Raw genomic sequence first — 25,114 nt, forward strand, 5'->3', positions numbered from 1 at the left:
ACTTGATTTTTATGAATTGTTTTCAATTTTTTTTTTATACTATGTATTTCTTTAGGAAACAGAATTCATAAATTAATGTCCTTTGGCCCTAATATTCGAAATAATGACACCTGACCGTATTGGTCCAATTCTTCCAATTCATATTTCCGGTGTAAATCCTGCTTTATTGTTGATTGATGGGATAAGACGAGCTTTGAATCGATCCTACTCTGCCAATCCGTACTTAATTTTACATTGATTCCTTTATCATTCAAAAGATAAATGTAGAATAGATATTGTGCATAATATCCTTCATGCAAAAGTGTTACTCCCTCAAGATTTTTCTTACCTGCGACTGCTTCTTGCAAATAATGGCTCAGTTCATAGCTCGTTTGATCCCATTTGTATTCACTGGGTGACCAGGTTTTTTCCAATATTTTTCGATAGGGATTTGTAAAAATGATGACAAGCAACAAATATGGAAGTGGATTAAACCTAAGTTGTTGATTGAGCCAATTGAAATTTTTCAAAAGTCTGAACATTTTATTTATAAATACCGCAGCGTGGAAGGCTAAAAAGGGATACATGGGCAGATCATACCATTCCAATTTTGTTTTGCTGAAGGATATAATCAGAAGGTACGCAATGTTGAGTAGGCTGAAATAGATGCTTATTTTTTTTATTTGACCATCACTAAGAAGAAGACCGGTTATAATTCCTGCCAGACACATCAAGTACCATTCCCGAAATCGTTGATCAATGAACAAATTAACGTAATAAAGGAATCCGCCTCCGTGGTTTTCTAATACTTGAAAATACCTTCCACCCAATTCGTTTTCATAGACTATTTTTAAGAATCCCGGATGAGCAATTTCTCTCAAAAGATAGAAACCCCCAATGATTAAGACAAATGCAGTAAAACCTAACCAGAAATCTTTGCTTTTTACCAAAGGCCAACATGTTTTTTGATACAGAGCATATAAAAACAAGGCAGGTAAAAATAGCAAACCGGATATTCCTTTGGTCAAAGCAGCTAAGCTGAGAAAGAGATAAAAGCAATGAAGATGTTTTCGGGATCTTTGCTCTGTGTAGTTGAAAAAATGTAGGCAGCTTAAAGTAGTCCAGAGGGTCAAGAGGGCATCATAATCACCCGTTCGGACTCCATGGTATTGAATATAACCATGGGTGCAAACGAGCACAAGAGGACACAGGATGCTCAAAGCATTGTCGCCAGTATGTTTAAGGATAAATCTGAATAAAGCAAGACAGGTGAATGCACCTGCGAATGCTGAGGGAAGACGCAAAGCGAGTTCGCTGGGCCCCAGAAGTTTCATACACAGGACTTGAAGCCAAATCAATAATGGTGGTTTGGTATTCCACAGATCAGGACTTGAGTCGAAATGGGTCACCAACCAATTTTCATTTTTCAGCATTTCCCACGCGTTTATGGCAAGTCTTGATTCATCCCAAACCCTGATGGGTAAAACGCCTAAGCCTGAGAAAAGTGGGATTGCACAAAGAATAGCCACCAATAAGTAAATAAACTTATTGCCAATTCCTGGTTTTGTGGCAATTGTTAATATTGAATTCAAGGGGGTTTTCTTTCTTAGGTAATGGATTAAATTTGTATGGAATCGATTGAAAATTAAATTCAAGCTCTTCCTATCCAGCATAAATGTAGTAGCTTTCCCTTGAACTGGAAAAAATATATTCAATGGATATTTGATTGGCAAGCAACAATATTTGAAAACAAACAATCATCTAACCATAAGTTGATAAATATATGACTCATTCAAGCTTGCAAAATATTTACATAAAAACCAAATAGTATTCTTATGTCTTATCTCAAAATTTACTTCAACATCCTCTGTGTTTTAATATTGAGTGCTGGTGTCTATGACACTGCCGAATTGAAAGCTCAAAACATTCATGACGCCAAACAATCGGTGATCATTGAAGCTCAGATCCAGGAGCAACCTGCCATCATCCGACTCAAGTGGCTTCAAGATACCGGCCATCTGGGATACCGGATTTACCGAAAAGAGAAGGACGTTCAGACCTGGGGAGACAGTCTTGCTATTTTAGGGGTAGATGCCACAGAATGGACGGACAGCAATGTCCAAATTGGTAAAGCACATGATTACCGTATCTTAAAAATTCTTCCCAACAACAATCCTTCTGAAGGAGTCAGACCAGGAAGTGGTTTTATTTATTCAGGGATGAAATTACCACCCGTGCATCACAGAGGGAGTTGTCTGATGGTGGCAGATGATAGTTTTGCAGTCAGTCTTTCGCATGAAATAAAACAATGGATGCAAGATGTGGAAGCCGATGGATGGACCCCTTATGTGTTGTATGTAAAAAGAACAGATCCGGTCACTCTGGTAAAATCAAAAATCAAATCCTGGGCCCTCAGTCATCCCGATGTGCAACAGTCCGTTTTATTGTTTGGAAGAATTCCAGTTCCTTATGCCGGCGATATAGCACCCGATGGACATAATCCCGATCACAAAGGAGCATGGCCCTGCGATGGCTACTATGGAGAATTGCATGGGAATTGGACAGATTCTATATTAAATGTAAATGCTCCAGTTGGTAACCGTAACGACAACCTTCTGAGAGATGGAAAGTTTGACAACCGCTTTTTTCCGGGAGAGGTCAAACTTCAGGTCGGTCGGGTGGATTTTGCCAACATGGATAAATTTCCGGAAGGAGAGGAATACCTGCTCAAAAGATATCTTCAAAAAAGCCACCAATGGCGAATTGGCAATATACATGCATTGGAGAGAGGACTTATTGACAATAATTTTGCAAGAGAGCCAGAAGGGCTTGCTCAATCTGGATGGAAGAACTATGTCGCCATGTTTGGGCATCAGCAGGTCAAAGACCTGCCTTACCGGACTACACTGACCAATCAATCCTATATGTGGTCTTATGGTTGCGGGGGCGGAGGACCTGAAAGCGCTTCCGATATTTCGTCCACCAGTAATTTTGTGAATGATTCTTTGCAAACCATCTTTACCATGTTGTTTGGTTCTTATTTCGGAGATTGGGATTACCCCAATAATTTTCTGCGTGCCGCCATTGCATCCAGAACCATTTTAGCAAGTACATGGGGTATGAGACCAATGTGGCACTTGCAGCACATGGCATTGGGTGAAACCATCGGTTATTCTACCCGGCTTACCATGAACAATCTCGATCTTTTTACCTCCGGGGTATTTGGCCGATTTATTCACATTGGCCTGATGGGTGATCCTACTTTGCGAATGCACATGATGAAACCCGTTCAAAATCTAAAAGCAAGTGTTCAGCATGCTTATTTGAATCTCTCATGGGATGATCCGGATTCTCTTGCAGCCTATTATATCTACCGAAAGTCTGAGACTGATTCCGTTTACCGATTGATGAATGATCAAGCGAATGTACCTACTTTTTACAAGGATAGCTGTTTTCCTTCAGGACTTACCCATTATATGGTGAGAGCGGTTCAATTAAAATCCAGTGCGAGCGGATCTTATTACAATCTTTCACCTGGTGCAGTAATAGTGATTGACCATGGACCTCAGTCAAATGGAGTGCAAACCGATTTTGATGTGCAAACTTATTTTGATCAGCTTAGTCTAAGCAACAAAAGCAAAAATGCAAGTATTTATGAATGGGATTTTGGCGATGGAAGTAAAAGTTTAGAGAGCAATCCAATAAAATTATACAATCAGGCAGGGATATATCAAATTTGTCTGAGTGCTAAAAATCTTTGTGATGAAAACACACTTTGTAAAAATGTAAGCATGGTTTCGAGTTTGCCGATGCTTTCTGAAAAACTGATACACATTGATTGCTTTGGTGACAGCACCGGACAGATTGAATTATCAGCTACAGGAGGGACTCCTACGCTGTTTTTTGAATGGTCAGGAACAAAAGATACAGGCAGAATTCTGAAAAATCTCAGGGCAGGAATTTACAATGGAGAGCTAACCACTGAAACAGGAAGAAAAATAAGTTTAGGTCCGTATGAGATCGAGGAAAGTTCAGAAATAAAAGCACAGTTTTCAGTTGTAAAAAGTCAGCTTAACAAGAACAACGGATCCATTGTATTGGATGTATCAGGCGGATGTCCTCCTTACCAATATCTGTGGAATACTGATGATACTACAGCAAACTTGACAGACCTTCAGGCAGGAATTTATTGTGTAAGTATCCAGGATTGTAAATCTTGTCAAATTGTGCAATGTGTAGAATTAGAAAATGAAGGAATGACTGCGGTTAAAGAACAGGAGAGCGATCGTATATATTTTTATCCAAATCCGGCGATGCATCACTTAAATTGGCACATCGATGAATGGAATGGCAATAATTTTCAATTGAGATTTTTTGACTTAAACGGCCTGGAGTTGTATCAAAACAGGACACTACTTAACGGACCCGATGGACAAATTAATCTTCTTTCATTGACTCAAGGAATATATTTTATTCAAGTACTACAATTGCACACTGGAAATGTATCAAGGTATAAGTTGATCAAATTGTAATACTTTGCTTGGAATTTGATCCTGATTTGATTCTTTTCTGCATGTTTTTATTATTTTCAGGAGAATCATCAGGAGCCATGGCATATTTTGAAAGATCCAATTTCGAATGGATGGCTGCTTTTGCGTCCTTTTAAAGTTATCGTTTAATTCAGAAAAAGTTTGAAAGCGCATACCAATTGGATCTTGCGATTTAGGATGATGATCATTTGAGGAAGGTAATTCTAACTTGCAATCTAAATTTCTTTTGCCCACAATAAGCGACTAATTATTTTATTTGTAATGATGATCCATTGTTTGGATACTATTTTATTAATGTTATTTTGATTTTAAAAATGGATTTTACAAATTGAAGATACAAGTCCAATGAACATATTATATGGATTAAAAAAATGATCAATTAATAATTAAAAAAGCTTCTTTGAGGAATGGAAACTTGATGAAAACATAAAGTTCTTTCCTTAGGCGCAGGGAAATGGTAGAGAATGTCGATCAATGCATTTAGTATATTCTTGACCAAAGATTTTAAAAGCAATTCAAACCATATTCTATTCTTCCTATATTGAATGATTAAAATTTGTTGATGTTGATTCACTTTATGACTGTGCATTTTCTGCCACTATAGGATTAGAAAGGCTCACAATAGAATTTGAAAAGGTCTTCAAACAGAGTAAGGTGAGGAGTTGTTTTTGTTTGTATGTATTCCTTACCCTTTCTTTAATTCTTTAAAAAACTTGCATTTCCTCATCTGGTTCAATGGTCACCACTGCATTGTGTTTGGATAGTTTCAGAATCTGTGAGCCAGCCAGTTGTGCCGAAAGAATGCCCGGCATCAATTCTGTATATTTTTTAATTCCAAGCAATTCAGGATCTGCATCAACTTGCAGACTAATCAGAACTTTAAAAATTTTTTTACTATGTGATTTTATGTCTTTAAGAAAATCTGAATCTATTTTTTTCATGATGTATCAATTTATTAGGAAAAATGGACACCAACTGATTCTGCAATTGGTGTCCATGGAGGAACAATAAGTGAAAATTATCGGGTGGCAAGATCGCAATTGATCAAACCGAATCCATAGGTTATGTCAAATCCTGCCGCACCCAGATCTCTGCTGGTGGTAGTGATTCTGCGTTTCACATTTGGAGCGGTAATGCCCGGATATCTCTGTACGATCAGGGCAGCAAGACCTGCCACGTGTGGGGTCGCCATACTGGTGCCAGATAAAGCTCTGTAGCCATTTGCAAGAAAAGTAGAGTTGATGCTTACACCCGGAGCCACACAGCCCACCTGATTCCACAAAGCCACCCTTCCGCCTCTTGAAGAAAAGCCTGCAATAACTGAAGCTCTGTCAACAGCTCCTACTGCAAGTGGACTTGCGTTAGCTACTCCGCTGATGATAGAGTTGGCAGGCGCACAGACCCATGGGAAGCTGCTTCCAAAGGAATTTCCAGAGGCAATGACTACAACGACCCCATGATCGTAACATCTTTTGATGGCGTTGGCATAGGCTACAGAAGGATTGCTGGCTCCGCCAAGACTCATGCTGGCTACTTTGATGCGATTTCTAACACACCATTCCATTCCTGCGATGATCCAGCTGGACATACCGCTTCCGCTGTCGTTAAGAACTTTGACTGCATACAGACTCGCGTTTGGTGCCACTCCCACGACACCGATGGTGTTGTTTTTTGCAGCAGCTATTCCGGCACAATGCGTACCATGTCCGTGACGGTCGTCAAAACTGGTTGAACCAGGAATAAAGGAAACGCCTCCAGCAATGCTCAGATCCGGATGTGCAGTGATTCCGGTATCTAAAATTGCAAGCTTTACACCCTTTCCTGTTATTCCTCTTGCCCAGGCTGCAGGTGCTTTGACCATCGAAATATTCCATGGCACGGGTTGAGGTCTTTTGATGATGGGTTTTACGGGAGAAGGCACCGGCAATTTAAGATCAAAAGAATCTTCCTGTGCTCCTCCGGACCTGTCCAATAGGGACGAAAACACATCCAACAGAGCTTTCTTGTAACCATTCTGATAGCCTTCTTCTTTCACAATTTCCTCCTCACCGTTTTCGAGTATTTCTTCTCCGTAGAACAATTCCTGAAATTGCTTTTCCTCATTAATATCTTCTTTAAAGGCAAACATTTCCAGATCTTCCTCCACTGCGAGAATTCCCTCTTTAGATTGTAATTTTAAAACCTCGTCTTCGGTGAGTTCGATGGTAGAAACACCCAGATTTTCAAAATGCAAGACATCCGTTTTTCCAGGTACAGATTCGGTTTCCATGAAGGCCACCCCTTCCTTGCATTTTGATTTGGCGACTCCCAGTAAACTTGCCGCGTTTTCTGAGCTGATGCTTCCGTCATTGTAAGTGATCAGATACCTTTTCGATTGTTTTTCCATAATTTTAGTTTTAATAAATTTTTAAAAAATAACAATGCCCTACTCGTCTGGCTTTTCGGTACCGCCTCGTTTGTTATCGTGGTTGCTGAACTCCACCTATTGTGAATAGTACTATTGCAATGCATGCTGAAATTCCCTCACAGGAATCATCGGTTCATGGAATGTTGAAAAAAATAAAAAACAGGTTGAAGTGGGCGTTTATAATATGTAGGTGTAAAAGACTTGCAAAAATTATGGGGAAGAAGAATATTTTTTATGAAAAAATTTTAAACCCTCAAAATGAATGATAATCTGTAAATTGGCTTACCCTGATTTTGGAAGTTAAAATATTGTCAGGGTGTTTGTTTCAAATCTTCATTCCAGGAATTGTGGCTGAATAGTCTTTAATTACAAGTTATGCCAATATTATTGGTTTTTAGAATTGATTATTTGTATCAATATAACAAGGATTACTTTAACTTAAAATTAGATTTTAGAATATGGTATTCTTACTTTCTTTGTATCATAAGGGAAAGTACGCAAAGAAAACTCGCCGCCTGGGCACTTCGCTATACCATCAACAACTAATCCTTCCGCTGTTTTCTAGTGCTTTCATGTAATAAAGTGTTTCCACAATGGCGAGATAAGCCATATAAAAAATATATTTGGCATTGAACGCTCAGTCTTTTTTCAGTGTCAGCAGAAAGGAAGTAACAGAATGGATCAAAAAATTCATTCAATAGAAACTATAATTTAACCACAGAACAGAATTCTTCGAATGGATATGAAGTTTTAATACGCAAATAGAAAAGAAGAATAAAATAATTTCTTTGTGAAAGAAATATTTTGGAAAATAATTAAAGAAAAATTTATGACAGCTCCACTGGCCTCTTCTTTTTCAAGACCTCATTCATTATAAGCACACCCAAAAGGATAAATCCAAATCCCAAAATGTCGTTCCAACCAATTTTTTCTCCGTCCATCCATCCCACGACAATCGAGACCATGGGCATCAGATAGGTGACGCTGGCTGCAAATAATACATGCACTCTTTTGATCAATATATTAAAAAGGGCCATCGCCAATGCTGATCCAAGTACACTTAAGGCCAGCAAATGGTAGAACGCATTGCCTTGTGCCAAGGAAACAGGGATTTGATGGAATGCACCGGAATAATAACAAAGCGGAATACTAAAAACAAGCAGGGAGACATACATGGTGGCGGTCATCTGAAGACCTGAAAATTCGGACAATTTGGATTTGATCATATTGCCATTGAGACCATACAGAATGGGTACCATAAACGCTACCAATAAATACGTCGCCTCGGCTCTAAATTCGGCTCCGGGTTTGAAGGCAATCAATACGACTGCACCGGCAAGCGCAATCAAAGAACCCAATACTTTTTGCCTTTCGGTTTTCACCTGAAATAGTAATATTCCGATCGCATAAGTACAAATGGGTGTAAAGGAGTTGATAATTCCGGCCAATGAACTACTGATTTTCTGTTGCGCCCATGGATACATGAAGGCTGGTAGAAAGGATCCCAAAAATCCAACAAACATGATCAGGGTCCATCTGTCGAGTGGAATTATTTTAAAGGAGGCATACAGAAAAGGAGTCAATGCAATGGCGCTAAACAACATCCTCAGCCCGGCAATCTGTGTGGGATCAAAGTCTGTCAGACTGTGTTTGATAAAGAAATAACTGAATCCCCAGATGATGGTCAGGATGATCAGGAGTGTCCAGTCTTTCCAATCCGGATTTTTATGAACCATGCTTTAAAATAAGCTGCAAATGTATTCTACCTCTATATAGCTTTTCTCAGGAATTTCCCAAAGGGTAATTATTTAACAGATTATTTGTATCTTTAGCCCCAATTTAAAACATCAACTTTTGAAATGAAACCAATAGTTAGCATTTGTCTATTGCTGGTTTGCGCTTTTGGATTTGCGCAATCTCCGCGAAAAGTTTTGTATGAGCATTTTACCCAGGCGTCCTGTCCACCCTGCGCCACCGTCAACCCGGTGTTGCATCCCATCCTTGAAAGGAACAGTGACAAATTGGTAAGAGTCACCCACCAGGTGAGCTGGCCCGGATATGATCCGATGAACAAGGACAATCCCGGAGAAATTCAATCCCGTGTCACTTATTATGGCATCTCCGGAGTACCGGGTTCAAGGATGAATGGAGCACTCGCAAGGGTAACACCCACCATCGAAGTGAACGATGCCATGATCGAAGCGGCAGCTTCTCTTGGATCTCCTTATGAAATAAGTATTGGGACTCAACTGAATCCAAATCTGACGGAATTGGATGTAAAGGTAGATGTGAAATTGACCGGGAATCTGATCGGAAGGCCAATACTTAGGCTTGTTGTGATGGAGAAAATCATCCGTTTTGCACAGCCGCCCGGTACCAATGGGGAAAGGGAATTTCACCATGTCATTAAGAAATTTTTGCCCAATACTGGTGGAACCTCTCTTTCCAATCTGAGTACAACAGGTGAAACCCAGAGTTTTGAGTTTAATTACAAATTTGACAAACTTTACGATTTCAAAAATTTGGAGGTCGCCGCATTTATCCAGAATGAAACCACCAAAGAAGTACTACAGGCAGAAAATGCAACTCCAGAATTTCCAAAGACAGCAGCGGCAGATCTTATTTTCAGAACGGGTACGCCGGGACAAGATCCCACATCCAATGTAATCTGTGGCACAAGCACCACTCCCAGAATCAGTTTTTTAAATCAGGGAGAAACAACGCTCCAGTCCGCCAAGTTTGAATATTCGATCAATGGAGGAGTATCTGCAAGCCATGGTTGGACAGGGCAGTTGAACTATCTTCAAGAGGCTATTGTAAATTTACCTTCGGTCGAAGTACCTTATTTAAAATCGACTGACAATACCATAGAACTAAGGTTGATTGAACAAAATGGAGTACAACTGCAGGAACCAAAAACATTCCATATAAATTTTGAACCGCCACCGGTGACAAGCACCAAATGTAGGATTGAAATAAAACCGATCTCAAAACCCGATTTAATCGTATTTGATGTCACCGATGGTTCTGGCAATGTGATCTTGCGCGGTGGGCCTTTTGCCGACAATACGGTCAAGGTATTTGATCTTGAATTACAAGAAAATACCTGTTATAAATTAAATGTCAACAATCGCCATACCAGTGTCAATGGCACAGCCAGACTTTTTAATGAAAACAACGAACTCATCGTTAACACAAGTCTGACTTCTCAAAGATTGTTCGTAAGTCCTTTTACGACCTACCAACTGGTTGCTTCAGAAAATCTGCTTGGGGACCATCAGGGGATTCTTGTATTTCCAAACCCCGTGAACGATCTTCTGAACATCCATTGGAATGTAAGAGAAAATGGACCTGCGGTCCTTTCTGTTTTTGATCTCTCGGGCAAGCAAGTATTTTCCAAAAAGCTGCATACTCATTATGGAATCAATCAACACGAAATCCTATCTTCCGAGTGGAGCGAAGGATCTTATTTGATCCAGATCAAGACCCTTCAAAATACCCTTTACTCCAAGTTTGCAATAGCAAGATAGAATAAATCTTTTCAAAGTATAAAATGAGCCCGGTGATGCAAATGCTTCTAAGGGCTTTTTTGTTGGAAATTGAATTATTAAAATTTAGATCCACACTTCCACATATGAGGGTTTAGTCTTTCCTTTGATTTTAGTTACTGCATTATCATTAAAACAAAATCCCAAACTTTATCAGCACATTGTGGTAGGCCTGCGTGCTGATCTTTTGATTGGTCTCTGTGATTCTGGTCGAACTGTCGCTGTAATGGTTTCCGGGGTGTCCGTTGACACCTTAAGCCTTCATTTGCATGTAACAATAGGTAAGTAGACGAATCACTATCTATCTCTTATTCAATTCGTTAAAATTTTTTTACACTTACCCCTATAGAGGCTTTTAGTGCACGAACTTAAAAAGTGTAAAGTAATATGCTCTAAAAGTGTAAAGCAATATGCTCTAAAAATGTAAAATAGTTTTATTTTTGAGGCTAAAATCGCTTGTGAATTATAGGTCGCGAATTATAGAGCAGGAGTTACAACGAAAATTAAATGCTTCCGGAGCCGTGCTGATCAGAGGACCTAAGGCCTGCGGAAAGACGGAATCTGCAAAGCAATTTGCAAAAAGTATTTTGCAAGTGGATCAGGATATTCAGGTACCTGCGATGATGCTGACTGCTCCAATGCGCCTTTTGGCGGGTGATAACCCCAGACTGATAGATGAGTGGCAAATCCAGCCAAAACTATGGGATTACATACGGCACGAAGTGGATGTCCGTAATAAAACTGCCCAGTTTATTTTAACCGGCTCTGCGAATCCTGAGGTATCGGCCCAAATGCATTCAGGTGCGGGTCGGTTTACCATTTTGGACATGAGAACAATGTCCTGGCAGGAGTTGGGTTTTTCGACCGGTAAAATCAGTCTTCGGGACCTATTCGAAGGAGCTAAGATTGAGATTTATGATCAAACTACTGATCTTGAGTTTATTGTGGAAAAACTGATTGTTGGTGGTTTCCCTACAAATATGAATCTTCGTATAGATCAGGCTATGGATCTAAACCGGGCTTATATTGAGTTGTTGGCAGAAGTTGACATCAGCCGCATCGGAAATGTAAAAAGAAATCCTGCAAAACTAAAAGCATTGCTCTGTTCGTTGGCAAGAAATTCTGCCACCTTAGTAGATATCAGCACCTTGTCTAAAGATATTCTGAAAAATGAAAACGAAGGACTTTCCAGACCTACCATATATGATTATCTGGATGCTTTGAACCGCTTGATGATCATTGAAGACCAACCGGCATGGGCCCCTCATATAAGGTCTTCCTCAGCTTTGAGGAGATCCCCCAAAAGGCATCTTTCAGATGTTTGCCTGGCAGTTGCGGCATTGGCCTGTGATAAAAATTCACTTTTAAATGATTTAAATCTGACGGGTTTCTTGTTTGAATCTCTGGTTATCCATGACTTGCGTATTTATGCTCAAGCCATGGACGCAAAGGTTTACAATTACCGTGATTCAAGCGGACTGGAAGTAGATGGTATCGTTCAAAAACACAATGGAGATTGGTCTGCATTTGAAATTAAACTAGGCGCCGGTCAAATTGATGAGGCAGCTGCAGCACTTCATAAATTTGTTTCAATTCTAAATCCTAAGAAAGTCAAGCAAGCTTCTTCTCTTAACATCATTACAGGAACAGGCATGAGCTATACTCGGAATGACGGAATCAATGTTATTTCACTTGCTTCCATAGGTGTATAGGATTTTGATTCACTTCAGTAGAATGCTTTTATTCTTTATTTATAATTGCAATTTAAACCGGCCAGATTTGGCAGCTTTTAAGAGGTAAAAAATCCTTAATGAAAATACGATCAACTACCTTCTAAAATGCGACTTGCCTAAATAGTCCAAGCTGACGTATTTCAAGTCTTTTCAAAATTTCCCTTATCTAAAGTTTGTAATAGCAAGATAGAATAAATCTTTTCAAAGTATAAAATAAGCCCGAAGATGCGAAAGTTCTACGGGCTTTTTTGTTGGAAATTGAATTATTAAAATTTAGATCCACACTTCCAAATGTGAGGGTTACCCTTACTTTTGAATTTAACTATTGCGTTGCCATTAAAACAAAATCCCAAACTTAATCAGCACATTGTGGTAGGCCTGTGTGCTGATCTTTTGATTGGTCTCTGTGATCCTGGTCGAACTATCGTTGTAATGGTATCCGATGTCAAACAGCAATCCCAGGTTTTTGTATGCATACCATTTGAGTCCAACAGAAGGGTTGAGATACAATCCATTTTTCTCAGATACAGGTACATTGGTGATGGGCTCGAAATATGGATTTTGTCGAACGAAATTGTAACCGGTACCCATTCCTACAAGAACTGAAAACCTGTTGGATTTGCTTTTGATAAACTGATATCTAAGGTCAATACTGAGAGGAAAGGTAGCCCTCGTTGGTTTGGGCTTAAAGAGATTGGTTTGTCCGAGATATTGGATGCTCAGTCCCAAAGAGAGCACCCTTAAAATATTTCTGCCAAGGAATAATCCAAATCCTTCCTGTTAATAATCACCGCCACCGATGGAATGGTGTATTAGAACATGGTTCTTTCTTTGACCATATTGCGATGGAAATTCCATAGTAGCTTGGGTTTTTTCTTTTGATTGCTTTGGATTTTTTGAGCTCTGAGCAAATGTCGGGTGCAATAGAAATAAGAACATTGCACAGATCATAAAATTTCTTTTTGTCATGTTGATTTGTTTTTAATGTTGAGAAATTGTTTTGAAATTGGAATTTTAATTTTTGATGAAAAAGTAGGCTTATCATTGATTTATCGAATAAGGACCATTTCTTTTGATATGTGCTGATTTTCGGACTGAAGACTAAGCGTATAGCTTCCTGGTGGCAATTGCAAAGCTGTGGTGTCAAGTTCAAACCATTCCGAATGATCGGTGAGGATTTGATTTCTTGAAAACAGCAACTGACCATTTTGATGGATAATTTCGATTTTGCAATAGGTTTTAAACACATTTTGTGGGAAGTATATTCTGACCACACCCTGAGCAGGATTGGGATTTATCCTCAGTTCGTTCTTAGAAGTTTCTAGGGTAGAGCTGATGTTTGGTTCTACAATGATCTTTTCAAGATCTGAAGGCAAATTGAACATCTTTTGTTGAATACCCGAAGGCCATTGAATCCACACGGTATCTACTTTTGTTCCGTCTTTTAAACCGAAATGCGCTTTAAGACTGTTTTGACTGCAATAGCCTGATTGGCTGGAGATTTCCCTGGATTGGATCAGTTGTTTTCCATCGACCTTACTGCTGATGTTGATCCTGGCACCGATTGCATCTTTGTTTGACTTATTTCCTTTTAAGTCAAATCGAATCCAATGATTGGAATTTCCCTTATTTTGGAAGACCATATTATTTGGCAAAACAGCTTGACTGCTGTTTTTACAAGTGGAGATCACCAGATCCTGAAAGCCATTTTGATCGAGATCGCTCCAGGCCAATCCAAAAGAACAAGGTGTCGACAAATCCTGGATACTATGATCGTCCTTTGTGAAATTTCCGAAGCCGTCATTGAGATATAGTACATTGTACATCTCTGTATTGCAAAAACCATTGCTGACAGCAAGATCGAGGTCGCCGTCGTTGTCGTAATCCGCAAAGGAAGCAGAAAAGGAACATCCCGGATCAGAAGCAAATGGTTGTCTGATTGCTGAAAAACTACCGTTTTTTTGATTGATATAAAGCGCGCTGGAAGCAGGGATAAAATTATTTGAATGGCAAACAAAGACATCCAGCCATCCATCGTTGTTGACATCGGCCCAACTGGCGCTCATGGAAGACTCTTTGTCCTTTAATAAATCACCAGCCTGATCCATTTTGACAAGCATCCCATTTCCATCGTTTCGGAAAAGACTGTTCACAGATTTGTTTTCATTGCAGACAAACAAATCAGCATCCCCGTCATTGTCGAAATCGACCCAACTGACACCCCTGGAATATAGAGTTTCCGAAGTGCTGATGTGATTTAGAACTGGAGTCAAATTTCCCTTGCCGTCATTTCTAAACAGCAGATTTCTATTGTCTGCCGGTCCATTTCCTGCGTTGCTAACATACAAATCCAGCCAACCATCCTGATCATAATCGCCCCATGCAGCAGATTCGCTGTAGGTTTTATAGCTGGTAGGGCTGCCATTGTATTGACCCATTGCATTTTTAATGTACAAGACATTGGAGCGATTATACCAACTGCTCACATAAATCGTCCTATCTCCATTGTTGTGAATATCTCCAATGCATGCACCTACCGAAGGCAAAATAAGTGATTTAAAAAATAGCGTATCTTTGTAAAACTGAAAATTTCCCTGATTGATGTACAAGTAATCTTCGGCACCTGATGAAGGACCATTGCTGATAAATAGATCATCAAGGCCATCGTTGTTGACATCGACCAGATTAACACTTCTGCTGTCAGAGATGGTGTTGACCACGGGACCCTGACTTATTTTTTGAAATAGTGTTTGTGGATATGCATGATGGCTCATTATCATCCACAGGATAAGAAGAATGCAGTAATTCTTGTTTTTCCTAAAAGCGGAGAAAGTGAAATTCTTGTGCAATTGAAGATTGATCATTTGTTAATTATTTTTGGTGAACTGAAAAATGGAAAGCCTTTTGTTTATAAATCTTATGCAAAGGAAGCTTAGCTTGGTCCGATCATTTTTTTTATTCAACAGGATGCAGTCATTGTTGATCAAAAAATCGTTTGTGTTGGTTTTCGCTTCAAGTTCGGCGGAAATGGCATTTGGAACGGATTTGATGGTTGTTCATCGGATAAGTGAATTTTGGTTTACCAAGGAGTTTGTACCTTGTGCTTTGTACAATGAAAAGACATATTTATTTTTGGGCAGCTTATCTTATTTTTTATTGGTTGCTGATTTGGTCCGGTCTAAATAACAATGAAAATGAAAGTACGGGTATGCAGATTGCACTGACTGCACTGGCTACAATAATTATTCTCTTACCCGCCAAAATATCTGCTGTCTATATTGGAATGCCAGCCTTGATCACCAAAATAAGCCATTCCATTGGAAGCTGGACCAGGGTTATTCTTCGATTGGTAGCAGGTATCATAACCGGGATAATTTTGTATCGCCTGGCCATACATCTAATCATATATCCATATTTATATCAGAGACCCCTGGCCTGGGATCAATTTTTTGTATTGTCCAGAATGTTGTCCAATTTTGCAGAGTTGCTGGTGCCTATGCTCTTCTTTGGGGTGCTTTGGATCTCTGCTGAACAGCGCAGGAGCAGTTTGAACGCCAAACAAATGGAAAACGAAAAATTAAATTTTGAATTGCAACTCATCAAATCACAAACCAATCCACATTTCTTATTCAATACCCTCAATAACATTTACGGTCTCAGCAGAAAGAATGATCCCAGAGCAGCTGAAGCACTCTTAAAACTCTCACAACTCTTGAGGTATTTGTTGTATGACAATGCATCTTCCAAAGTTTTATTGGACAAAGAAATTAAAATGATCCAGGCCTACATCGACTTGATGCAGATGAGACGCATTAAGCCGGTGGAACTAAAAATGCAATTTGAAAATTTAAATGTCCTCAGGGAAATATCTCCCGGATTATTATTGCCTTTGGTAGAAAATGCATTTAAATTTGTGGGTGAAAAAGCGGAAGGAATGGCGCACATTAATTTAAATATTTCCCACGATGATCAAGATCAATTTTGTTTTTATATTCAAAATTCGGTGGATGAAACGATGGATCACTCCAGTGGAGGTTTGGGTTTGAAAAATTTAAAAAGGCAACTCGAACTGGAATATCCGAATCGTCATTCACTCAAAGTCACCAAAGATCAAGGTAGTTTTGAGTTAGAATTAAAAATCACAAATGCCTAATATGGAATTGCTCCAATGTATTGTAGTCGAGGACGAGCCCATTGCTGCAGAAATTCTGGAGGATTACATCGGCATGGTTCCTTTTCTAAAACATGTGGGCACTTACCACGATCCTTTGGCAGGATTAAATTCACTTTCAAAGGGGAACATTGATGTAATTTTTTTAGATCTATCGATGCCCAAACTTCGGGGTGAAGATTTCATCAGAAGTCTGATTGAGAAATACAAGATTGTGATTACGACCGCACACCATGAGTATGCACTGGAAAGTTATGAGTGGGGTGTCACAGATTATCTTTTAAAACCGATTGCCTTTAATCGTTTTGTGATCGCTGCGAATAAATTGAGAACTCTAGCTTCAGGAAAAAATAATCCTTCGCCTTTAGTATCTACTGAGTCTGTCCTCTCATCGCATCGCTTTTTTAATGTGAACAAGACCATGATCAAGATCGATCTGCAAGAGATCCGTTATGTGGAAAGTTTGAAAGAGTATGTTAGAATCGTCACCGGAGATCAATCCATTGTGACCAAAGGCAGCCTTCAGGAATTCGAGCAAATGTTGATGGATTTTGGAGGACTGCGCATTCACCGTTCCTTTTTGGTCAACGTACATCACATCCAAACCTATTCAGCGCAAGAACTTCAAACCGCTGGTAAGTTCATTCCGATAGGCAGGCAGTACAAGGAAAGGGTATTGCAAATTTTGGGAAAGATAGTGTTGTAAAAATATGCGAGAGTCAGTATAATCATCAATAACACTACATTAATATATCATTAACAATTAATTCGTTTTTTTTTTTGCAGGTTATACCTTTGTCAGACTGTAGCAAGTTTTTAGGCCTTAAATATAGTAACACAGTGGGTGAATAAATAAGTCCACCGAACACATCCTTACGAACAAGGTAGGTGGGAATGTTTTATTTCATATTAAAATTGCACAACTATGAAAAATTGCTTTATTTCAACTAGTTTTATTTTTTATCTATTTCTAATTCAAGCTTGTAATCAAGATAAATACCAAATTGATTTTTCAGGTAATTTAAATTACATTTCAAGTTCAGACTTAGGGTTGTTACATAATACTATTTTAGATATCGCTGTAAATAATATTGATTCAACAACTGTATTTTCATATGCACATGCCAGCTTATTCATCGATTCTCTAATCTTGAACAATTTACCTGAAGAATTAGATACGGTTGAACAATATTATTCAAATCCCTACTTTTTTATTGAAGATACTTTGATTCAATATTTTGGTGAAAATTCCAGTATCGAGATATTGGTTGAAGAGTTGTTGGAAGACGAATATTTGGAAAATTCGGAAGCAACAATTATTGAAAAGCTACATAATATAGTTGTTGAAAACCTAAATGGTAATTTGTCAAATATTGAATACATCGATTCATTTTTATCAATTAGAACTCTTTGGCATTCAACTAAACCCACAATTCCTGAAACTCCAATAATTGAATATGCTATAGCAATTGGAGGGGCATCTAATTTATTCTGGGAAAATCGCGATTATTTGGACAATGATGGAAATGTTGTACCTTTTGCGAATGACCTTGCAGGTGCTCTCTTAGGTGCTATGTTTGAAGCCGTTGACCAAACTGTAACCTCTGGTGGTGGATCCTTGGATGGTCGTAAAATTGCAAAAGCAGCTGTTATTGGCGCAGTTGGTGGGTCCATAAGTCCGGCTGTGGCGAGAGGCATGAGTCGTTGGTTTTGAATGTTTGATTGCTAAGTAATTTTTATATTTCATTTTTCAGAATATTATTTTGATTATTTTTGCAATAAGCTATGATGTATGAACATTGTAGCTTATAGCATTTTTCATATATTTTATTTCAGAACTAAAATATAAATTATGAACGAATATTTAAAATATTTTTTAATATTAGTTTTAGGGGCAATTGGAGGACCAATTCTTGGACCATATCTTAAGAAATTGTGGTATTGGATCATTGGGAAGAAATAATGTAACTTGAAAAAGACATTCCAAGATGCTTTTTCAAATTTCTTTGTGTCTTGCCGTGCCCCCACCCTTGGGTGGTGGGTGTGAATAACAGAATTATAATTGAACTTGGTGTTAAGGAAGTTGTCTCTTGTGCAAACTTCCCTATCCCCCAATCTTTATCATGCTCCTATTGTCAATCATATCGGCATTGGGGATCGCTTCTGCAAGACTGCTAAACTGTCCTCCCAATCTTTCATTCTTAACGGCAATGCAATATTTTATCAGAGGCAATACATCTTCACCATTGCGCAATGCAGTCAGCAAGTCGGTTTCGCCTTTCGAAAACAAACAGTTTTTGATTTTGCCATCTGCTGTCAGTCGGATTCTGTTGCAGCCCGCACAAAATGGTTCGCTCATCGTGCTGATGACCGCGAATGTGCCTCTATGTCCTGAAATAAAATAAGGCTTTGCCGTATCATGCGGATCAGTAGGAATTCTCTGCACAGAAAATTCTTTTTGAATCAGATCCAATATTTCCCGATGCGTAAAAACTTTTTCATACTCCCAATGATTGCCACTGAATGGCATAAATTCGATAAAGCGAATGTGGACCGGTGCGTCTTCTGTCCATCTAATAAAATCCAAGATTTCATCCTGGTTGGTTCCTTTCATCACTACCACATTGACCTTGACATGAAATTTGTTTTCCAACAACAGATCAATGTTGCTTTTTACTTTGCCGAAATAATCTCTCCCGGTAATTTGTGCAAACTTTTCTTTTTGTAAACTGTCCAAACTGACATTGATTGAATGTATATCAGCTTTTAGAAAAGTGTCCAGAAATTGATCTACCAATATGGCATTGGTAGTGATGGCCAACTCCACCGGATATTTTGAAAGTCGCTGGATGATTTCTTTGGCGTCTTTTCTCACCAACGGCTCGCCACCGGTCAATCTTATTTTTTTAACTCCCTCTTCAACGAAAATTCCCGCCAGATGATCAATCTCATCCACCATCATAAATTGGGAATGCGTAGATGATTCTATTTCTGAATCCACTGGATCGCAATAGCTGCATTTGAGATTGCACTTGTCTGTTAAGGATATCCTTAAATAATCGTGAATTCTGTTATAAGAGTCAATTAACATCCCAATGGTTTGGTATAATTGGAGACCTCAAAGGTAAGCTTTTTTCTCTCATTCTCCAAATGGACTGTCCTACTTGGACTTTATAAAATGTATTGAAAAACAAAGAGCACAAAGGATCATGCACATAGGCCACTTAGAGTAGATGTTTATCATGATTGATCCTTGTATCTATGTGAGCTATGCACATTCTACGTGAACCATGTATTTGGTCAAAAATCTTATTTCGGTACAGTTTTTTATACCTTTGCCACTATGGTTTCCGTAAAAGAAGCTAAAAATTTAATTCAACAAAGGCTCAAAAGGTCTGCCACGATCAAACTACCCCTTTTGGATGTTTGCAAGGCTGTACTGGCGGAGGATCTGTATTCACCCATCGATGTGCCTTCGTTTGACAATTCTGCCATGGACGGCTTTGCCTTTGCTTATGAGGAAAGTAGGTCAGAATATGTTTTGGTGGGTCAGATGGCAGCCGGTGATTCTCATTCTCTTGAATTGAAACCGGGAGAGGCTGCTAGAATATTTACGGGTGCTCCAATACCTCATGGTGCAAACACCGTCATCCAGCAAGAGAAAGTGCGCATCTTGGATCAGCACATTTCATTTAATCCGCAAGAAATTGGAAAAGGATCCAATCTGCGCTTAAAATCCAGCCAATGCAAGCAAGGTGATTTGATCGCTCTCAAAGGCAGCATTTTGTATCCAGGAACCATCGGTTTAATCGCTTCGGTGGGGATTTCAGAAGTTTTAGTTTATAACATTCCTTCCGTCGGTGTTTTGGTCACGGGCAGCGAACTGCAATCACCGGGCATTCCTTTGTCACCCGGACAAATCTATAATTCCAATTGGCCAACCGTCTGTTCGTATTTGCAGTTATTGGGTATAGAAAAAATTCACTACGCTCAGATTTCAGATCACCGCGAATTATTAAAAAATCAAATACAGGAAAATTTAAAAAATCAGGATGTTTTGATTTTAACCGGGGGCGTATCTGTGGGCGAATATGATTTTGTAAAACCCTTGTTGGAAGAGTTAGGGGTGGAAACCTTGTTTTACAAAGTGAATCAAAGACCCGGAAAGCCTTTGTACGTAGGTCTTTGGGAAGGAAAATGGATTTTCGGGTTGCCGGGAAATCCCGGCTCCGTCATCTGTTGTTTCAATCTGTACGTCAAACCTGTTTTAAAATATTGGATGGGACACAAGGAGGTTTTTAATCCAGTTTTACGAGCGCCACTTGCAAGAGATTGGTCCAAGAAAAAAGGAATCAGTTTGCACCTCAAGGTAAATTATGAAAATGGAAAAGTCAATATTTTACCAAATCAGGAATCCTTCAACCTGATGGCTTTTCCTGCCTCCACCCATTTTGTGCTTTTGGATGAGGAAGCAGAAGAATTAAGAGCAGGTGATTTTGTGGAACTGTATCAATGGTGATCTGAAATGATGGAGTGGAATTTCCTTGCGATGCTGTTGCCAATGATGCTGGCTGCTTTTTTATACGCCTCAGTTGGTCATGGTGGAGCCAGCAGTTACATTGCATTGATGACCTTGTTTGGATACTTTACGGAAGAGATCAGAACCACCGCCCTCCTCCTGAATATCATGGTGTCGGGTTTGTCTTTTTACCAATTCAATCAATCCTGCGTTTTTCCCACCCAATTATTTGGCCGGCTGATTTTATTTTCGGTACCCGCGGCATTTATGGGCGGAATGATCGATTTGGAGGTCTTGTGGTACAAGCGAATTCTTGGATTTGTTTTGATTTTTGCAGCCCTCAGATTAGTCCTTAGCTTTGGTCATTTAAAACCAAAATGGTCTATTGCTCCTTCCTGGTGGTGGATAGGGGGGGCAGGAGCCGGGATCGGCTTGTTGTCTGGTATGATTGGAATCGGGGGAGGGATATTATTGTCACCGCTTGTTCTGATTTTGGGTTGGGGAAGCTTAAAAGAAACCAGTGCTTTGAGTGCCTTGTTTATTTTGGTCAATTCGATCGCCGGATTGTTGGGATCAGCAGAAAACCTTCCGCTACTTTCCTCAGAACTATGGATTATTTTACCTTGTGTAGGCTTCACAGGATTATTGGGAGCCTATTATGGGGCACAACATTTTAAGCTTACTACCTTGCGATATCTGTTGGCAGCTGTATTGCTGATAGCATCCGTCAAATTTATTTTGGGATGATTGGATTGGACGATATTGATTTTTTTATCCTGGCAGGTGGGCAAAGCCGACGCATGGGCAAAGACAAGGCCATGTTAAAATTAAATGGAAAATCCTTTCTTCAAATGCTTGCTGACAACATGGGTGCTCTGAGCAACTCTGTGAGAATCATTGGAGGGTTTCGGGAAGATGCACTCAAAGGTTTTGATTTCATTCCAGATTTTGTTTCCAATCAGGGTCCGATGGGAGGGATTTACACGGCGCTATACCATTGTTTAAGTCCCTATGCATTGGTTGTGGCCTGTGATACACCTTGTATCACAACGGAGTCCATTCAATATTTGATCCGGCATTCACATGAGCAGGATATCAATGTTACTTTTGATGGAAGGAACATTCATCCACTTTTTGGGATATACAGCAAAAGACTATTGCCTTTGCTGGAAAAAAATATTCAAAATGCACAACTAAGGATGAGGGAATTTATTTATAGTGTTGACTTTCGTATTGTGGATGTTACACCATTGATGGAAAAACATCCATTTTTGTTGTTCAATGTAAATACTGAAGAAGATTATCAAAAATTAATCAGCGAATGCAGCCACCAGAAATAAATTTGATTTGCTTTGGCGTAATCGGGGAGAAATGCGGCTTCAAAGAAAAAAAAATAGTGGGTCCGAACAATACCGAAGAATTGGTGCATTGGCTTGAAAAGGAATGTCCGGAGATTAAATCTTTGAGTTATTCCATCGCAGTCAACCGCAAAATGGTACACAGTTCAATAGAATTAAGTCATCAATGTGAAGTGGCCTTGTTGCCACCCTTTTCGGGAGGTTAAAAAATGGAAAGATTCGCAAGACAAATCATTCTACCCCAATTGGGATGGGAGGGTCAGAGCAAATTGCGCACTGCCTCCGTATTGTGCATTGGTGCAGGTGGATTGTCCTGTCCGGCTTTGCAGTATTTGGCTGCGGCCGGTGTTGGTCGGATTGGGATTGTGGATGGCGATGTCATCGTTGAATCCAATTTGAATCGACAGATTTTATTTGGTATAGATAATCTAGGTGAAAGCAAAGCAGAAGTGGCAGGAAAGAAAATCAGACGGATGTATCCTGATGTGGAAGTTCAGATTTTTCCATTTTATTTGAATACGGAAAATGCTTTGTCATTGATTTGCGATTATGATTTAATACTGGATGGATCCGATAATTTCGGAACGAGGTATTTGATCAATGATGCTTGTTACCTTCTTGGAAAACCCTGGGTTTATGGGGCAGTCTATCGCATGCAGGGACAATTGGCCTGTTTCAATGTGCAAACAAAGGAGGGCAGATCATGTTTGTTGAGAGACTTTATTTCTGATATTGCCACGGCGGGTGAAGTGTCCAATTGTCAGGAGGCTGGCGTGATTGGCGTCACTCCGGGATTCATCGGTGTACTCATGGCTTCTGAAGCCATCAAATGGATTCTTGATCTGGATGGTTTGTTGATCAATCAGATCATGGTTTACGATTTGCAATTTCACAACCTGGGGATCATCCAGCTTTCAGAGGATTCGATGGGCAGACGACATTTACCTTCCAATGCCACAGAATTTCAAATGCAAAAATATGTGCTTCCATCTGTGCAGATTCATACGATCAGCTGGAAGGAAGCACTTGAGTATTCTGAAATTGAGAAAAAATCAGTCTTGTGGTTGGATGTCAGAGAGCACAATGAAGAAGCATTTTATCCTGATTTTTCATTTATCAATTTGCCATTTTCGATATTTTCTTTGGATCAACTGAAGCTTGAGGAATCCGAAGTTATATTTGTATTTTGTCAATCCGGAATTCGCAGTGGGAAAGCGGCACGATGGATCAGGGAAGTTTGGCCAATGAAAAAAGTATTTTCATTGACTGGCGGAATCAATCAATATCCTTATCATGAATCCAATCAATTTTATGGGCTACGGGATTAAAAATATATTTTTGAATGGAGCCATAAGTGCTCAGAAAATTGCGGAGTCGATACAAGCGCATGCTTCCAAAACAGATATTGGAGCCCACAGTATTTTTCTGGGTCAGGTCAGAGCAGATCAACAATCAAACAGCCATGTATTGACCATTGAATACTCCGCCTACGAGGAGATGGCACTGGAGAAAATGCATCTTATCCGCGAGGAGATTTTTGCAAAATATCCATTGAGTTGTATGCATGTGTATCACAGTCTGGGCAGAGTGAATGCAGGAGAGATTTGTTTGTTTGTGTTTACTTCTTCCAGACATCGCAAACCCGCCATAGATGCATGTACGGAATTGGTGGAGAGAATTAAACTTGAACTACCCATTTGGGGTAAAGAAATTTTGGAGAATGAAAATTCACAGTGGAAGAAAAATAATTAAGAATACTAAATTGTAAATGGAATGGTTGACATCACACATAAAATATATTCACAGCGCATTGCAATTGCCCAGGCAATCGTTCGCGTGGGTTCAGAGGAAACGATTGCTGCAATATTGGAACATCGCGTTCCAAAAGGAGATGTTTTAACAGTAGCCAGAACAGCGGGCTTGTTTGCTGCGAAAAAGACCAGCGACATGATCCCTGATTGTCATCCATTGCCCATCGAATTCACTAAAATTGATTTTGAAATAGGAAAAATGGAGATTAAAATTTTAGTAGAAATTAAAACCATCTACAAGACGGGAGTAGAGGTAGAAGCCATGCATGCCTCATCGGTGGTGGCACTGACGATGTATGATATGTTAAAACCCATCGATAAAAATGTGAGCATCCAGGACATTAAGTTATTGGAGAAAAAAGGTGGAAAATCTGATCTCAAATCAATGGCGGTCGAGCGGCTTTCAGTTTCAATTGTGGTATGTTCTGATTCTGTGTCTGCTGGAAACTCTGAAGATAAATCAGGTCCGATCATTCAGAATCATTTAAGAAATATTGGAATGGAGAAATTGTCATTGAGTGTTGTTCCGGATCACATTGAGAGCATTCAGGATAGGATTTTGGAAGCCGTCTCTCACAAAGTCAATTTGGTCCTGTTGACTGGTGGTACAGGCCTTTCTTCAAAAGATCTGACTCCGGAAGCCATCGAACCCATGCTTCACAAACGGATTCCGGGAATAGAAGAAACCCTCCGTGCCTATGGACAAAACAGAATGCCCTATGCAATGCTTTCCAGATCCATTGCTGGTTTGATTGATCGCACTTTGGTCATCGCTATGCCTGGATCACCCGCTGCGGTCAAAGAAAGCATGGATTGTATTTTTCCACAGGTACTGCATTTGTTTAAAGTGATGGAAGGAGAGAGGCATTTTGAATAAATTTTCTCAGCTGATTTTGCATTTGCAAATAGCCCATTTAACTGTAAGATTTTTCAATTAGGGTTTAACCCAAAATCATCTCAAGGGTTGATTATTAAATGGATACTACTATTATTGACAGGACTCCTCACCAGAATTTTGCAATGAAATGGAAATACATT

At 39.4% G+C, this 25,114-nt stretch carries 21 protein-coding genes; 14 read left to right on the top strand and 7 right to left on the bottom strand.

The genetic code is table 11. From position 1 onward, the window contains the following. Nucleotides 1–65 precede the first annotated feature (65 nt). On the bottom strand, nucleotides 66–1,571 hold the full coding sequence (locus IPM48_07840; GenBank protein MBK9271494.1) for a glycosyltransferase family 39 protein: 1,506 nt from the start codon (nucleotides 1,569–1,571) through the stop codon (nucleotides 66–68). A 243-nt stretch (nucleotides 1,572–1,814) separates the two neighbouring features. On the opposite strand from IPM48_07840, the gene IPM48_07845 reads away from it, so the two are divergent. Beyond that, on the top strand, nucleotides 1,815–4,511 hold the full coding sequence (locus tag IPM48_07845) for a T9SS type A sorting domain-containing protein (protein MBK9271495.1): 2,697 nt from the start codon (nucleotides 1,815–1,817) through the stop codon (nucleotides 4,509–4,511). 722 nt (nucleotides 4,512–5,233) lie between these two features. On the opposite strand, the gene IPM48_07850 is transcribed toward IPM48_07845, so the two are convergent. Next, complete coding sequence (locus IPM48_07850) at nucleotides 5,234–5,470, bottom strand: hypothetical protein (protein ID MBK9271496.1); 237 nt, start codon at nucleotides 5,468–5,470, stop codon at nucleotides 5,234–5,236. Between the two features lie 77 nt (nucleotides 5,471–5,547). Beyond that, on the bottom strand, nucleotides 5,548–6,915 hold the full coding sequence (locus tag IPM48_07855; protein ID MBK9271497.1) for a S8 family peptidase: 1,368 nt from the start codon (nucleotides 6,913–6,915) through the stop codon (nucleotides 5,548–5,550). A 396-nt stretch (nucleotides 6,916–7,311) separates the two neighbouring features. Between IPM48_07855 and IPM48_07860 the strand changes: the two genes are divergently transcribed. Continuing rightward, entirely contained in the window at nucleotides 7,312–7,482 is a 171-nt protein-coding gene (locus tag IPM48_07860) for a hypothetical protein (GenBank protein MBK9271498.1), read from the top strand. Between the two features lie 281 nt (nucleotides 7,483–7,763). Here the strand turns inward: IPM48_07860 and IPM48_07865 are convergent, their stop codons facing one another. Further along, the gene (locus tag IPM48_07865) at nucleotides 7,764–8,672 is read right to left on the bottom strand and encodes an EamA family transporter (GenBank protein ID MBK9271499.1); all 909 of its coding nucleotides are present in this window, start codon (nucleotides 8,670–8,672) and stop codon (nucleotides 7,764–7,766) included. Between the two features lie 123 nt (nucleotides 8,673–8,795). Here IPM48_07865 and IPM48_07870 point away from each other — a divergent pair, with 123 nt between their 5' ends. Together IPM48_07870 and IPM48_07875 are read left to right on the top strand one after the other, a co-directional pair. Then, the gene (locus IPM48_07870) at nucleotides 8,796–10,466 is read left to right on the top strand and encodes an Omp28-related outer membrane protein (protein MBK9271500.1); all 1,671 of its coding nucleotides are present in this window, start codon (nucleotides 8,796–8,798) and stop codon (nucleotides 10,464–10,466) included. Nucleotides 10,467–10,942: 476 nt separating this feature from the next. After that, the gene (locus IPM48_07875) at nucleotides 10,943–12,196 is read left to right on the top strand and encodes an ATP-binding protein (GenBank protein ID MBK9271501.1); all 1,254 of its coding nucleotides are present in this window, start codon (nucleotides 10,943–10,945) and stop codon (nucleotides 12,194–12,196) included. Between the two features lie 357 nt (nucleotides 12,197–12,553). On the opposite strand, the gene IPM48_07880 is transcribed toward IPM48_07875, so the two are convergent. Beyond that, on the bottom strand, nucleotides 12,554–12,955 hold the full coding sequence (locus tag IPM48_07880; GenBank protein MBK9271502.1) for a hypothetical protein: 402 nt from the start codon (nucleotides 12,953–12,955) through the stop codon (nucleotides 12,554–12,556). Between the two features lie 311 nt (nucleotides 12,956–13,266). After that, nucleotides 13,267–15,081 carry a CRTAC1 family protein gene (locus IPM48_07885; protein MBK9271503.1) on the bottom strand — a complete coding sequence of 605 codons (1,815 nt, stop codon included), beginning with the start codon at nucleotides 15,079–15,081 and terminating at the stop codon, nucleotides 13,267–13,269. Between the two features lie 248 nt (nucleotides 15,082–15,329). Between IPM48_07885 and IPM48_07890 the strand changes: the two genes are divergently transcribed. The 3 genes from IPM48_07890 (at nucleotide 15,330) to IPM48_07900 (ending at nucleotide 18,102) form a co-directional block, all read left to right on the top strand. Next, on the top strand, nucleotides 15,330–16,370 hold the full coding sequence (locus IPM48_07890) for a histidine kinase (GenBank protein ID MBK9271504.1): 1,041 nt from the start codon (nucleotides 15,330–15,332) through the stop codon (nucleotides 16,368–16,370). Between the two features lies 1 nt (nucleotide 16,371). Beyond that, nucleotides 16,372–17,094, top strand: coding sequence for a response regulator transcription factor (locus IPM48_07895; protein ID MBK9271505.1), 723 nt, complete (start codon nucleotides 16,372–16,374; stop codon nucleotides 17,092–17,094). 219 nt (nucleotides 17,095–17,313) lie between these two features. Beyond that, nucleotides 17,314–18,102 carry a hypothetical protein gene (locus tag IPM48_07900; protein MBK9271506.1) on the top strand — a complete coding sequence of 263 codons (789 nt, stop codon included), beginning with the start codon at nucleotides 17,314–17,316 and terminating at the stop codon, nucleotides 18,100–18,102. Between the two features lie 390 nt (nucleotides 18,103–18,492). On the opposite strand, the gene moaA is transcribed toward IPM48_07900, so the two are convergent. Further along, on the bottom strand, nucleotides 18,493–19,479 hold the full coding sequence (gene moaA / locus IPM48_07905) for a GTP 3',8-cyclase MoaA (protein MBK9271507.1): 987 nt from the start codon (nucleotides 19,477–19,479) through the stop codon (nucleotides 18,493–18,495). 252 nt (nucleotides 19,480–19,731) lie between these two features. On the opposite strand from moaA, the gene IPM48_07910 reads away from it, so the two are divergent. The 7 genes from IPM48_07910 to IPM48_07940 are packed head-to-tail and all read left to right on the top strand — an operon-like array spanning nucleotide 19,732 to nucleotide 24,953. Then, nucleotides 19,732–20,907, top strand: a complete 1,176-nt coding sequence (locus IPM48_07910) for a molybdopterin molybdotransferase MoeA (GenBank protein ID MBK9271508.1) — start codon at nucleotides 19,732–19,734, stop codon at nucleotides 20,905–20,907. 30 nt (nucleotides 20,908–20,937) lie between these two features. Further along, nucleotides 20,938–21,654, top strand: a complete 717-nt coding sequence (locus IPM48_07915) for a sulfite exporter TauE/SafE family protein (GenBank protein MBK9271509.1) — start codon at nucleotides 20,938–20,940, stop codon at nucleotides 21,652–21,654. Further along, nucleotides 21,651–22,247 carry a molybdenum cofactor guanylyltransferase gene (locus tag IPM48_07920; protein ID MBK9271510.1) on the top strand — a complete coding sequence of 199 codons (597 nt, stop codon included), beginning with the start codon at nucleotides 21,651–21,653 and terminating at the stop codon, nucleotides 22,245–22,247. Before IPM48_07915 ends, IPM48_07920 begins: the two co-directional genes overlap by 4 nt. Further along, on the top strand, nucleotides 22,229–22,471 hold the full coding sequence (locus IPM48_07925) for a MoaD/ThiS family protein (GenBank protein MBK9271511.1): 243 nt from the start codon (nucleotides 22,229–22,231) through the stop codon (nucleotides 22,469–22,471). Before IPM48_07920 ends, IPM48_07925 begins: the two co-directional genes overlap by 19 nt. 3 nt (nucleotides 22,472–22,474) lie before the next feature. Beyond that, nucleotides 22,475–23,593, top strand: a complete 1,119-nt coding sequence (locus IPM48_07930; protein ID MBK9271512.1) for a HesA/MoeB/ThiF family protein — start codon at nucleotides 22,475–22,477, stop codon at nucleotides 23,591–23,593. Then, nucleotides 23,577–24,017: a molybdenum cofactor biosynthesis protein MoaE gene (locus IPM48_07935; protein MBK9271513.1), complete on the top strand. Its 441-nt coding sequence runs from the start codon at nucleotides 23,577–23,579 to the stop codon at nucleotides 24,015–24,017. Before IPM48_07930 ends, IPM48_07935 begins: the two co-directional genes overlap by 17 nt. Before the next feature lie 21 nt (nucleotides 24,018–24,038). Further along, the gene (locus tag IPM48_07940) at nucleotides 24,039–24,953 is read left to right on the top strand and encodes a bifunctional molybdenum cofactor biosynthesis protein MoaC/MoaB (GenBank protein ID MBK9271514.1); all 915 of its coding nucleotides are present in this window, start codon (nucleotides 24,039–24,041) and stop codon (nucleotides 24,951–24,953) included. Nucleotides 24,954–25,114 lie beyond the last annotated feature (161 nt).

This window comes from Saprospiraceae bacterium (assembly GCA_016715965.1).
GTDB lineage: Bacteria > Bacteroidota > Bacteroidia > Chitinophagales > Saprospiraceae > Vicinibacter.